At 73.7% G+C, this 12,493-nt stretch carries 9 protein-coding genes; 1 reads left to right on the top strand and 8 read right to left on the bottom strand.

The window, feature by feature from the left end:
• Window positions 1–89 precede the first annotated feature (89 nt).
• From rpmA to AB0D28_RS21905, 8 genes are all read right to left on the bottom strand, one after another.
• Entirely contained in the window at window positions 90–344 is a 255-nt protein-coding gene (gene rpmA, locus AB0D28_RS21940) for a 50S ribosomal protein L27 (protein WP_013288010.1), read from the bottom strand.
• An 11-nt stretch (window positions 345–355) separates the two neighbouring features.
• The gene (rplU, locus tag AB0D28_RS21935; protein WP_018787289.1) at window positions 356–670 is read right to left on the bottom strand and encodes a 50S ribosomal protein L21; all 315 of its coding nucleotides are present in this window, start codon (window positions 668–670) and stop codon (window positions 356–358) included.
• A gap of 295 nt (window positions 671–965) precedes the next feature.
• Entirely contained in the window at window positions 966–4,301 is a 3,336-nt protein-coding gene (locus AB0D28_RS21930; RefSeq protein WP_357388417.1) for an Rne/Rng family ribonuclease, read from the bottom strand.
• 130 nt (window positions 4,302–4,431) lie between these two features.
• Window positions 4,432–5,151: a TIGR03936 family radical SAM-associated protein gene (locus AB0D28_RS21925; RefSeq protein WP_357388519.1), complete on the bottom strand. Its 720-nt coding sequence runs from the start codon at window positions 5,149–5,151 to the stop codon at window positions 4,432–4,434.
• Between the two features lie 264 nt (window positions 5,152–5,415).
• A complete protein-coding gene (gene mycP / locus AB0D28_RS21920) occupies window positions 5,416–6,825 on the bottom strand; it encodes a type VII secretion-associated serine protease mycosin (RefSeq protein ID WP_357388415.1) in 1,410 nt (469 codons plus the stop codon).
• Between the two features lie 10 nt (window positions 6,826–6,835).
• A complete protein-coding gene (locus tag AB0D28_RS21915; protein WP_357388413.1) occupies window positions 6,836–8,329 on the bottom strand; it encodes a hypothetical protein in 1,494 nt (497 codons plus the stop codon).
• A gap of 14 nt (window positions 8,330–8,343) precedes the next feature.
• The gene (locus tag AB0D28_RS21910; protein WP_357388411.1) at window positions 8,344–8,781 is read right to left on the bottom strand and encodes a hypothetical protein; all 438 of its coding nucleotides are present in this window, start codon (window positions 8,779–8,781) and stop codon (window positions 8,344–8,346) included.
• Window positions 8,782–8,951: 170 nt separating this feature from the next.
• On the bottom strand, window positions 8,952–10,937 hold the full coding sequence (locus AB0D28_RS21905; protein WP_043328969.1) for a TIGR03960 family B12-binding radical SAM protein: 1,986 nt from the start codon (window positions 10,935–10,937) through the stop codon (window positions 8,952–8,954).
• Window positions 10,938–11,174: 237 nt separating this feature from the next.
• Between AB0D28_RS21905 and AB0D28_RS21900 the strand changes: the two genes are divergently transcribed.
• A complete protein-coding gene (locus AB0D28_RS21900; RefSeq protein WP_357388409.1) occupies window positions 11,175–12,470 on the top strand; it encodes a hypothetical protein in 1,296 nt (431 codons plus the stop codon).
• Window positions 12,471–12,493: the final 23 nt, after the last annotated feature.

The raw sequence follows: 12,493 nt of genomic DNA, 5'->3' as shown, positions 1-12,493 counted from the left end.
ACGCCAATCCTTCCAGCGGGGTCCGCCCCGCACGGGGAAAAGCGAAGCGGGCCGGGACTCGAGGTCCGCGGCCCGCAACGCTTTGAGAACTACTGCTGCGGCACGATGCTGACGGTCTTGCGACCGCGCTTGGTGCCGAACTGCACCGAACCGGCGGCCAGCGCGAACAGCGTGTCGTCGCCGCCACGGCCGACCAGGTCACCGGGGTGGAACTTGGTGCCACGCTGACGGATGAGGATCTCACCCGCGCTGACGACCTGACCACCGAAGCGCTTCACGCCGAGCCGCTGGGCCGCGGAGTCACGGCCGTTACGCGAGCTGGACGCACCCTTTTTGTGAGCCATTGGAGGACGACCTACTTCCCGCTGGAGATGCCGGTCACCTTGACCTGGGTCAGCGGCTGGCGGTGACCCTGGCGCTTGTGGTAGCCGGTCTTGTTCTTGAACTTGTGGATCCGGATCTTCGGGCCCTTGGTGTGCGCGGCGATCTCGCCGGACACCGCGACCTTGGCGAGCTTCGCCGCGTCGGTCACCAGGTCGTCACCGTCGACGAGGAGCACCGCGGTGAGCTTCACCGCGTCGCCGGGGGCACCGGCGAGCTTCTCGACCTCGATCACGTCGCCCTCGGCGACCTTGTACTGCTTGCCGCCGGTCTTGACGATCGCGTACATCGGAGGCGGACTCCCTGTCGTTGAGGCTACTGGCGTCTATTCCACCGCTGTCGGCTGTCACACCGTTCACGGTCGTTCCCACGGCGTCTCGCCGGGAGCCGTGACACCGGCAGCGCGGGCACGCGGGAACTCAGCACACCAAAGTGCGCCGCAGGCAAGCGTACGGCATACCCGGCCCGCCCCCCAAACCGGGCCCGCGGTCCGCGTCCTCACGGCCGGCCGACGGACACGACAGAACCCCCGAATCCGCCCATAGCGCGCGGATTCGGGGGTCCTGTTCGAGCAGGTCAGGGCCTCACGGCCGGGTACGCCGCCGGGCGCCGCCGCGTCGCGCCCGCCGGCGGGGGGCACCGCTGTCGTCGTCGTTGTCGCCGTCACCGATCGCGTCCGGGTCGTCGGCGGCGGCCAGCCGGGCCGAGTCGCCCTCCTGGCTGTCCGCGACCGCCGGGGCGGCGGGCGTGTCCGTCTCGAACCGGGAGAGGTCGTAGCCCTGGGTGTCGTAGTAGTCGTCGTCGTTCTCGACCACCTCGGCGACGGTCCGCTCCGGGGCGACGGTCCGCTCCGGAGCGGCCGGGACGGCCGGTGCCTCGTCGGCGGCCTGCGGCGACGCGGCCGGCTGCTCCGGCGCGGCCTCCGCCGCGGCGGTCTTGCGACCCCGGCGGCGGCCCTTCTCCTCGGCCGGCGCGGCGACCGCCGAGGCGACCGCCTTGACCTTCTCCCCCGCACCGCCGCGCGGCTTCTCCGGCACCGGCTCCGTGTGAATGATCACGCCCCGGCCCTTGCAGCACTCGCAGGTCTCGCTGAACGCCTCCAGCAGGCCCGCACCGATGCGCTTGCGGGTCATCTGCACCAGGCCGAGCGAGGTGATCTCGGTGACCTGGTGCTTGGTGCGGTCCCGGCCGAGGCACTCGGTGAGCCGGCGCAGCACCAGTTCCCGGTTCGACTCCAGCACCATGTCGATGAAGTCGATCACCACGATGCCGCCGATGTCGCGCAGCCGCAGCTGGCGCACGATCTCCTCGGCCGCCTCCAGGTTGTTGCGGGTGACCGTCTCCTCCAGGTTGCCCCCGGAGCCGGTGTACTTGCCGGTGTTGACGTCGATGACAGTCATCGCCTCGGTGCGGTCGATCACCAGCGAGCCGCCGGAGGGGAGGAAGACCTTCCGGTCCAGCCCCTTGAGGATCTGCTCGTCGATCCGGTACTCGGCGAACACGTCCACCACCCCGGCGTGCCGGCGCAGCCGCTCCACCAGGTCCGGGGAGACGTGCGACAGGTACGACTCGACCATGCCGTACGCGGACTCGCCCTCGATGACCAGCTCGCGGAAGTCCTCGTTGAAGAGATCCCGGACCACGCGGATGACCAGGTCCGGCTCCTCGTAGAGCAGCACCGGCGCGCCACCCTCGGTCGCCTTGGCCTGGATGTCCTCCCACTGCGCCTGCAGCCGCTTGACGTCGCGTGCCAGCTCGTCCTCGCTGGCGCCCTCGGCTGCGGTCCGGACGATCACCCCGGCGCCGTCCGGCACCAGCTTCTTCAGCACGTCGCGCAGCCGCTTGCGCTCGGTGTCGGGCAGCTTGCGGCTGATCCCCGAGGCGTTGCCGTTCGGCACGTAGACCAGGTGCCGGCCGGAGAGCGCGATGTGGCTGGTCAGCCGCGCGCCCTTGTGCCCGATCGGGTCCTTGGTGACCTGCACCAGCACCGAGTCACCGGAGCGCAGCGCCTGCTCGATCGAGCGGGCCCGGCCCTCCAGGCCGGTGGCGTCCCAGTTGACCTCACCGGCGTACAGGACCGCGTTGCGTCCGCGCCCGATGTCGACGAAGGCCGCCTCCATGCTCGGCAGGACGTTCTGGACCTTGCCCAGGTAGACGTTGCCGGCCATGGTGCCGGACGAGTTGCGCGTGACGTAGTGCTCGACCAGCACGCCGTCCTCGAGCACGGCGATCTGGGTACGGTCACCGCGCTGGCGGACCACCATCACCCGGTCGACCGCCTCGCGGCGGGCCAGGAACTCCGACTCGCTCAGGATCGGCGGCCGCGTACGCCGCTGCTCGCGGCCGTCCCGGCGGCGCTGCCGCTTGGCCTCCAGCCGGGTCGAGCCGGAGACACCCTGCACCTCGTCGACCGGCTTGCGCGGCTCGCGGATCTTGACCACGGTCGGCACGCCGTCCTCGGCGGCGGTGTCCGCCTCCCCGGCGCCCCGGCGGCGGCGACGGCGACGGCGACGGGTCATCCCCTCGCCCTCGGCCTCCTCGTCCTCCGCGGGCTCCTCGGCCTCACCCTCGGCGGTCTCGGCCGCGCCGGACTCGTCGACATCCTCGTCGTCGGCCTCGTCCGCGCCGCCCTTGCCCCGGCCGCGACCACGGCGGCCCCGGCGGCGGCGACGCCGGGCCGCGGCCGTCTCGTCGTCCTCGTCCGCCTCGTCCGCCTCGGCGGACTCCTCGGCCTCGGTGACCGGCTCCTCCTCGACGGCCTCCGGCTCGACCTCGGCCTCGACCGGCTCGACCTCACGGCGGCCACGACGGCGGCGCCGGGTGGTCTCGACCGCTTCCTCGATCGGCTCCTCAGCGGCCGGGTAGGTCACCTGGACGGCCGGCGCCTCGTCGGGCTGCGGCGCCATGAACAGGACGGTCGGCGCGGAGAGCGCGGCACGACGCCGGCGGCCGGTGGCAGGCGGCGTCTCCGCCGGCTCCTCGTCCGCACGCGGCACCGCGGCGCCCGTCGACACCACGCCCGTCGCGTCCGCCGGGCCGCCGCCGCGAGCCAGGTCGACCTCCTGGGTACGCGTCGACGCGGCGCTCGTGGTCTCGCCCTCGGCGTCCTCGTCCTCGACGGGCTCGCCGATGGCGGCCGTGCCGCTGATGGCGGCCGTGCTCGCCGTGCCCTCGGTGCTCACCGTACCGCGGGTGCTCGCCTTGCGGCTGCGGGTGGTGCGCCGGCCGGTGGTGGGCTGCCCGGCAGCCGCGGCGGCCTCCCCGCCGACGGCCTCGCCCGTGGCGGGCCGGTCGACGCCGGCCTCGCCGCCGTCGATGTCGGCGCGTCCCTCGGCGATCAGGTCGCCACCGGGCGCGGAGACCGGCCCGTCGATCACCGCGTCCGCGGGCGCCTGCCCAGCGGCGGTCTCGTCCGGCGCCACGGTCTCGGCGGCCGGCGGCGTGGCCTTGCGACGGCGGGTCCGGGTCACCTTGACCGGCGGCACGACCTCCTCCGAGGCGGCCTCCACCCCGGCCGCGGCCACCGGCTCCTCGACCGCCTTCGCCGGTGTCGCCTTACGACGCCGCCGGGTGGTCTTCGGCGCGGTGTCCAACTCGCCGGCCACCGGCGCGAACACCTCGGCCTGCGGCGACTCGCCGCTGCCGGTCACCGTCGTGGACGCCTCGACCGGCGCGTCGGTCTGCTCCGGCTGGTTCAACGGGGCGGCCTTGCGGCGGCTGGCCCGCTTGCGGGCCGGCGGCTTGGTCTCGGCCACGCCCTCCGCGACAGCGCCGTCGGCGCTGCCGGAGGCGGCACCCTCGGCACCGGCGGAGGCCGCGCTCGCGGCGCCGCCGGAGGCGGTGGTGGTGGCACTGTCGGCGGTCGTCCCGGCCGGCTGCGCGCCGGTCCGTTCGCCGCCCTCGGGCTCGTTCTCGAGCATGGACGTTCTCCAGTTCTGGCCGCCCCGGGCGCGGGTGAGCGCTGCCACGCAGGGTTGCCGCAAAGGTGTTTCCGCCGGGCGCGCAGACGCGCGACCGCCGAAGTCTGCCTGCCAGAGCGTTGACCGACGGTCAGCGCTCTCCGATGGTTGCCCCGTCGCGATCCGCGTCCAACGGATCGACGATCTCGCCCTGCGCGGTCAACGTGCCCTGCGCCAGCCGGATCACCTTCGGGGTGACCGGCGGCTCCAGGGCGGCCACCGCGCGGAGGCCGGACAGGACGTCATCGGGCCGAACGGACGGGGTGACCTGCCGCACGACCAGTTCGAGTATCGCACACGGTACGGCCGCCGCCCCGGAAGGCGTCTCAGCCGGAGCCACGACATCGATCGACGCCACTGCCGCGCGGGCGTCGAACGTACGCCGCCCCTGCTTGGTCATCCGCTCGACCTGGATCTCCTCGGCGGCGGTGAAGGCCGCCACGGCCTCCGCCAGCACCTTCGGGTCGACCTCGGGCAGCTCGATACGCCAGTACGACGCCTCGATCCGGTCGGCCAGGCTGCCGCCGGTGGCCTCCACCGCGTCGAGTACGTCGAGGCCGGGCGAGAGCGCGGCGTCGAGGGCCTCGCGCAGCCGCGCCGGGTCGACGGGCTCACGGAGCCCGATCTCCAGGTATTCGGCCTCACTCGCCACGCCCGTCGGGGCGGCCGAGGCGTACGAGATCTTCGGATGTGGGGTGAAGCCCTGGGAGAAGGCGATCGGCACGCCGGCCCGGCGCAGCGCGCGCTCGAAGGCCCGGGCGAAGTCCCGGTGCGAGGTGAACCGCAGCGGCCCACGCTTGGCGTACCGGATACGGACCCGCTGGACGACGGGGGCCTGGCCGCCCTCGGGTTGAGGCTTTCTGGCGATCGTGAGCTCCTCGGCTGTGCCTGCGTATCGGTCTCATCCTGACGCAGCGCTCACCGCGCCCCACACCCGGGGCCACCCCACCCACCCCATACCCACCCAAACTCGCCCCACCCTCGCCCCAGCCCACCCCACCCCGGGCGCGGGCGTGCGGGGACGGCTGTCCGGGGACGGTGAGGGGTGTTGTGCGGGATCCGTACCCGCGGTGGGTCAGGAACGGTTGTCGTCACCGGGTGGGGCGTACGGGCTCCGGCCGGGTGGAGTGTGGTGGGCCTGACCGTGGGGCGGGTAGGTGCCCGTGCCGGGCGGCGGGTACGCACCGGGCTGGGGGTGTCCGCCCGGCTGCGGGTAGGCGCCGGGCGGGCCGTAGCCGGGCGGCTGGGCGGTCACGTGACCGGCGGGCACCGGCGGGCCCTGCCCGTTCATCCGGTCCAGTTCCTCGTCCGGGATCGAGCCGGCCCGGGCCAGTTCGCGCCGGTGACGGCGGCGGTTCCAGATCAGGAACACCACGAGCGCCAGCAGCACGACGAGCGCCACGGCGATGCCGATGCCGATCACCATCACCTGCTGGTCGGTGGGGCCGCCCCGGTCGCCGTACTTCGTCACGTCGAAGTTGTCGTCCTCGGCGGCGGCCGGTGGCGCGGACGCGCTCGGCGCGGCGTCCCCGAGCAGTGGGTTCGCCGACACCGACGGCACGTCGGCGGTGAGCGCCGCGACCGGGTCGATCCGGCCGAAGCCGAACCGGGGATCCCGGCCGGGAGGGCCGGCGTCCCGGGCGGTGCGGATGATCCGGTTGATCACGTCGGGCGCGGAGAGGTCGCGGTGCTTCGACCGGATCAGCGCCGCGACGCCGGAGACGATGGCGGCGGCGTCGGAGGTGCCGTCCCCCCAGCCGTAGCCCCGGTCCGGGCCGATGTTGTAGACCTCGTCGCCGGGTGCGGCGATCACCGCCTCCGGGCCCTGGGCCGATCCGGACCAGAAGCCTCCACCCCGGACCGTGCCGGTCACCGCGATCACGCCGGGAATGTTTGCGGGTGAGGCGACGTCCGGGCCGGACTGCCGGATGTTGCCGGCGGCGGCCACCACGACCACGTCGCGCTCCAGCGCGTACCGGATCGCGGCTGCCTCGCCCTCGTCCACGGCCCCACCGCCGCCGTACGACAGGTTGAGCACCTTCGCCCCGCCGTCGACTGCCATCCGGATGCCGGTCGCGGAGTCGTCCGGGGTGGCCGCCGCGCCGACGGGCTTGCGGATGGGCAGGATCCGGGCGTCGGGCGCGATGCCGACCACCCCGGCGCCGTTGGCCGCGATGATCCCGGCCATGTGGGTGCCGTGGCCGTCCGGGTCGCTCCGGCCGTCGCCCGAGCCGCGGGTGCTGCCCCCGGCCAGGAGCTGACCCCGCATGTCGGGGTGCCCGGCGTCGACACCGGTGTCCAGCACGCCGACGACGACGCCCCGCCCGGTGGAGATCTGATGTGCCCTGTCGATCCGCAGCTCGTCCAGATACCACTGCTCGGCACGGCGCGGAGCGGCGACCGCCGGCTGGGCGGCGCCCAGCAGCATCAGTCCGGCAAGCAGACCGGCCGCCACCGGCCGGAGCGCGCCGACGTGCACCTTCATCCGTCCGTCCTCATCGCAGGATGCCCGGGGACGCACCGTCACCGGCACCCCACGGATCGTCGTCCTCAGTCAACCACGACGAGTGCCCTGCCGCGTCACCCCCGTGACCGGCGCCGCCGTGACCGCCCATCATTCCGCCGCCCATCATCCCGGCGCCGGCCATCCCGCCACGCGTACCGGCCGCGCCGCCCGGTCCCGCTCCGGCCGCGGCCTTCAGCGCGCTGGCCGCGCTGGTCAGCGGCGGAACCTTGCCGTTACCGCCACCGACCATGCCGGGCAGGCCGCCCATGGCCAGGCCGCCGGCCGCACCGATCCCACCGCCGCCGATCCCACCGGCCGAACCCAGACCGGCGCCGCCGCCACCGCCACCGAAGCCGCCGCCACCAGCGCTCAGTCCGCCCACGCCACCGCCCCCGCCGAGACCGAGCGTGGCCGGTCCGCCCGCGGTGACCGTGCCGGGCCCGCCCGCGCCCGCCAGGCCGCTGCCGTACTCCGGGGTGCCCGAGCCCGGGGCACCACCGAGCTCGGGAGGCCCGCCGATGGTCGGCGGGGTGTAGGAACCGCCGCCGGGGACGCCGCTGCCGGGCCCACCGGGGGGCGGCGTGTACGAACCACCACCGGGCGTGCCGCCACCGATGCCGGTGCTGCCGATCGACGGCATCGGGCCGCCACCGCCGCCTCCGGGCATCCCGCCGCCCGGCATCCCGCCGCCGCCCGGCAGGCCACCGCCGGGCACACCCGTCGGGGGGACCCGCGGGTCCCCCCGGTAGCCGTCGTCCAGCTCTTCCCGGGTGGGACGGGGTACGGCCAGCTTGGGACGCTCGGCATCCACCGCGGCGGGAAGCGGCGACATCGCCGCGTTGGCCGCCTTCTGGTTGTCGTTGTACCAGTTGTCGAGGTGCGACTTGGTGTCCCACCAGCCGCCACGCTTCTGGTCGTTGGCGTTGCCGTCGATCTTCATGGTGGCTTCGAGGTCGTCGGCCTTGTCGCGGAACGCGCCGTCGGCGTACAGCGCCTGGTTGGCCTGGAAGTCGCTGCGCAGGGCGGCGAGGAAGCCGGACTGGCTCTCACCGTCGCGCGCGTCGTCCAGCTCGGTGCCGCCGGGCAGGCTCCACTCGTTCCAGCCGAAGTTGTCCATCAGCGGGATCGGGATGCTGGCCACCGTCTTGCGGATGTCACTCTCGATCCGCGACAGCGCCCCGCTGACGTTGCTGGCGTGCGTGATCAGGTCCTCGATGTCCTTGCCGATCTCGGACAGGTGCTCGCGGTACGCGTCGCCGCCGCTGCCCTTCCAGCCGGCGAGCATCCCGGGCAGGCCGCCGGTGTGCGGGCGCTCCTGGCCGGCCGCGACCGGGCCGACGAACGACCGGCCGGCGAGGGAGTCGCGCAGGTGACCGAGAGCGGTGGAGAGGTTGCTCCACCCCGAGCCGACCAGGCCGACGGTGTACGGATCCGCTGACAGCGTCACCTCGCGGACACAGCGTTCCCAGGTGGCTCCAGCCATGACCGTCTCCTCTCTCAGGCCGGGTACGGGTAGGTGGGCGGCTCTGCCGCGGCCGGCGGCTCCGCCGCCGACTCCAGCAGCCGTTCGATGTCCTTGCCGTTGGCGGCGTTGCGCTCCTCGGCGTCGCGGAACGCCTTGGCGATCTCCTCGGTGCCCTTCTTCAGGCCGGCCAGCTTCGCGGAGAGGCCCTTGAGGTGGCTCTCCATGTTGGCCGTGGAGCGTTCCAGCGCCTGCCACTGCAGGCGGGCGTCGCTGAAGGCGCCGAACGGGGTGCCGTTGGCCACGATCTGCGGGCTGTTGCTGTCGCCCTGCATGTTCAGCTTGATGCGCTCCATCTCCCAGGAGATGGTGTCCTCGACGTACTGCTTGAGGCGCTCGATGTATTCGGCCGCCGCATCCAGGTCCTCGACGCTGACGTGCAGATCGCCGGTGTCCGGCGGATTGATGCCCATGCTGCCTGTCCTCCCCGCTGCCGGCCCCGGCCGGTCCACTACGGACGCAGCGTATCGAGGATGGACCAGTCGGGGCACCCCCACCCCGCGTCGCGCGGTGGCCACCGGCAGAGACGACGGAGCGCGGGCACCCGGTGGGGTGCCCGCGCTCCGGTCGGGTGCCGGCGGCCTCAGCCCTGGGCGGCGGCGGGCAGCTTGAGACCGTTGACCGGGGTGAGCGGCAGCAGCTTGCGGCCGGTCGGGCCGATCTGGATCTCGGTGTCCATGGACGGGCAGACGCCGCAGTCGAAGCAGGGCGTCCAGCGGCAGTCGTCCTGCTCGTACTCCGACAGCGAGTCCTGCCAGTCCTGCCAGAGCCAGTCCTTGTCCAGGCCGGAGTCGAGGTGGTCCCAGGGCAGGACCTCCAGCTCCTCGCGCTCCCGGGTGGTGTACCAGTCGAGGTCCACGCCGTACGCCGGCAGCACCTCGGCGGCGGCGTCGACCCAGCGCTGGTACGAGAAGTGCTCGCTCCAGCCGTCGAACCGGCCGCCGTTCTCCCAGACCTTGCGGATCACCGCGCCGACCCGGCGGTCACCCCGGGACAGCAGGCCCTCGATCAGCGACGGCTCGCCGTCGTGGTAGCGGAAGCCGATCGCCCGGCCCAGCGACCGGTCGCTGTTGATCGCCTGCTTGAGCAGCTTGAGCCGGCCGTCGATGACCTCCGGCCGCTCCATCGAGGCCCACTGGAACGGGGTGTGCGGCTTCGGCACGAACCCGCCGATGGAGACCGTGCAGCGGATGTCCTTGGATCCGGTGGCCGCGCGGCCGGCCCGGATCACCTCGTGCGCCATGTCGGCGATCTCCAGGACGTCCTCGTCGGTCTCGGTGGGCAGGCCGCACATGAAGTAGAGCTTCACCTGGCGCCAGCCGTTGGAGTACGCGGTGACCACGGTGCGGATGAGGTCTTCCTTCGACACCATCTTGTTGATCACCTTGCGGATCCGCTCCGACCCGCCCTCCGGGGCGAACGTCAGACCGGTGCGCCGCCCGTTGCGGGACAGCTCCTGCGCCAGGTCGATGTTGAACGCGTCCACCCGGGTCGACGGCAGCGACAGCGAGACGTTGGTGCCGGCGTACTGCTCGGCCAGGCCGGAGCACATGTCGCCGATCTCCGAGTGGTCGGCCGACGACAGCGACAGCAGGCCCACCTCGTGGAAGCCGGAGAACTCCAGCCCCTCCTTGACCATCTGGCCGACGGTGGTGATCGAGCGCTCCCGCACCGGTCGGGTGATCATGCCGGCCTGGCAGAACCGGCAGCCCCGGGTGCAACCGCGGAAGATCTCCACCGCGTACCGCTCGTGCACGGTCTCGGCGAGCGGGACCAGGGGCTTCTTCGGGTACGGCCAGGCGTCCAGGTCCATCGTCGTGCGCTTGTGCACGCGGAACGGCACGTCCGGGCGGTTCGGCACGACCCGCTGGATCCGGCCGTCCGGCAGGTAGTCGACGTCGTAGAAGCGCGGCACGTAGACGCTCTCGGTGCGGGCCAGCCGCAGCAGCAGCTCGTCCCGGCCGCCCGGGGAGCCCTCCGCCTTCCACTCCCGGACGATGGCGGTGATCTCCAGCACCGCCTCCTCGCCGTCGCCGAGCACCGCGGCGTCGACGAAGTCGGCGATCGGCTCCGGGTTGAACGCGGCGTGCCCGCCGGCCACGATCACCGGGTCGGCGTCGGTGCGGTCGGCGGCGAGCAGCGGGATGCCGGCCAGGTCGATCGCGGTGAGCAGGTTGGTGTAGCCCAGCTCGGTGGAGAACGAGACGCCGAACACGTCGAAGTCACGCACCGGACGGTGGGCGTCGACGGTGAACTGCGGCACGCCGTGGGCGCGCATCAGCTTCTCCAGGTCGGGCCAGACCGCGTAGGTGCGCTCGGCCAGCACGTCGGGCAGCTCGTTGAGCACCTCGTACAGGATCTGCACGCCCTGGTTGGGCAGACCCACCTCGTACGCGTCCGGGTACATCAGCGCCCAGCGGACGGTGGCCGCGTCCCAGTCCTTGACCACCGCTCCCAGCTCTCCACCCACGTACTGGATGGGCTTTGTCACCTGCGGCAGCAACGGCTCCAGCCGAGGCCAGACCGAGTTGGCGGCGGCGGGACGCGGGGTCGTGGACGGGGCACTCATGATGCCCAAGCGTACGCGGTGCCCCCGCCCTCCCCCGCCCTCCGCCCCGCCGCCACCCGCCCGCGCCCGGCTCCGCCGCGTTGATCAAGGAGTTTGCGTGCTGTTCCGCGCTCCTGACGGACACGAACTCCTTGATCACCGGCGTGGGGACTAGATCACCGGTGCGAGAGGGCGGGATTCGTGGTGGGTGGCGGGACGGTACTAACCTCGCAACGGGCGCGAGAGGAGATAGCCGCGATGCCGCAGCCGCAGCCGGCGGCGGGCCGGCCGGCCGACGGGGCCGAGATGCCGTCCGTCACCGAGCCGGCGACCGCCGTCGACACCGAGGACGCCACCGGCGCCTCGGCTCCGGCGTCTCCGTCCGCAGTCACGCCGGAGACCGCCGACGACCGGACCCCCGACAGGGCACCGGCCGACCGGCCGTCGGACGCCGCCGCCGACCGGACCCCCGCCGGGGCACCGGTCGACCGCTCGTCCGACGCCGACAGCAGGCCGCACGACGGTACGCCCGACCGCCGGCCGACCGCCGCGTCCGGCGAGCAGCCGCGCGGCGCCGAGCCCGGTGACCGGCCGTCGGGCGACCACTCCGACGACTCGCCGCCGGACGTCCCGACCGCCCAGAGTCCGGCGACCTCGACCCTCGACCCGCAGTCCACGCCCGCGCCGACCGCGGCACCACAGGCCGGGACGACGGCGCAGACCGAAGCGGCGGCAGATTCCCCAGGCCCCGCCGAACCGACAGCGCGGGCCGAACCGACGACACAGGCCGAACCGACAGGGCAGGCCGAACCGACGGCGCGGGCCGAAGCCGCGCGGCAGGACGAACGAGCCGAACCGGCGGGGAGCCACGCGGACCCTGCCGGCACCGCCCTACTCGACGACGCCACCCCGCACCCGCCCGCCGACGCGGCGACCAGCGACGCGGCGACCGGCGACGCTCCCGCCGGGACGCCGAGTGACACGGCCGAGGCACCGACCGCCGGGGCAGGATCGCCCGCACCGGTCACCCGGGCTCGGGGATCGGCACCGGTTCCGGGCCGCACCACGCCCGTACCCACTCCCCGGACCGGGCGCCGGCCGGATCCGACCCGGATCGACCTCGCGCCGCAGCCGCCCCGGGCCACCACCGCCCCGGACCCCACGAAGGTCGAGAACGCCGCCCAGGCCGCGAGCACGCCGGATCCCACACGGGTGGAGACGACCCCGGACCCGACCCGGGTCGAGGCGCCCGCGCCCCGCTGGAGTGGTTCCGCCGCCGTCCCGCCACCGCCGCCACGCCGGCCCGCCTGGGGGGAGTCCGCCGAGCCCACGCCGGTGCCGCCGCTCGCGTCGCCGGAACACGCCACACCTGTCGACCCGTGGGCGGGGGTGGACACCACCGGCTGGGAGCTGCACGCCCCGGAGCTGCCGCCCCTGACACCGACGCTGCCGTACACCGCGCCCTGGGCCGCGCCGAACCCGCACCCGGCCCACCCGGCCCCACCCGGCATAAAAAACAACTTAACTACAAACACAACATCGAACAAGGCGTAATCACGCTTCTGGAAGAAAGGCGG

Origin of the sequence: Micromonospora sp. NPDC048169 (assembly GCF_040652815.1) — a bacterium.
Taxonomy (GTDB): domain Bacteria; phylum Actinomycetota; class Actinomycetes; order Mycobacteriales; family Micromonosporaceae; genus Micromonospora.
Note: the sequence above shows the minus strand (reverse complement) of the source record. Positions and strands in the feature narration are given on the sequence as shown.

What these genes read in the sequence shown, in the direction of transcription:
- rpmA (WP_013288010.1), bottom strand. Translation starts at nt 344, where the DNA reads ATGGCTCACAAAAAGGGTGCGTCCAGCTCGCGTAACGGCCGTGACTCC.
- rplU (WP_018787289.1), bottom strand. Translation starts at nt 670, where the DNA reads ATGTACGCGATCGTCAAGACCGGCGGCAAGCAGTACAAGGTCGCCGAG.
- AB0D28_RS21930 (WP_357388417.1), bottom strand. Translation starts at nt 4,301, where the DNA reads ATGCTCGAGAACGAGCCCGAGGGCGGCGAACGGACCGGCGCGCAGCCG.
- mycP (WP_357388415.1), bottom strand. Translation starts at nt 6,825, where the DNA reads ATGAAGGTGCACGTCGGCGCGCTCCGGCCGGTGGCGGCCGGTCTGCTT.
- AB0D28_RS21915 (WP_357388413.1), bottom strand. Translation starts at nt 8,329, where the DNA reads ATGGCTGGAGCCACCTGGGAACGCTGTGTCCGCGAGGTGACGCTGTCA.
- AB0D28_RS21910 (WP_357388411.1), bottom strand. Translation starts at nt 8,781, where the DNA reads ATGGGCATCAATCCGCCGGACACCGGCGATCTGCACGTCAGCGTCGAG.
- AB0D28_RS21905 (WP_043328969.1), bottom strand. Translation starts at nt 10,937, where the DNA reads ATGAGTGCCCCGTCCACGACCCCGCGTCCCGCCGCCGCCAACTCGGTC.
- AB0D28_RS21900 (WP_357388409.1), top strand. Translation starts at nt 11,175, where the DNA reads ATGCCGCAGCCGCAGCCGGCGGCGGGCCGGCCGGCCGACGGGGCCGAG.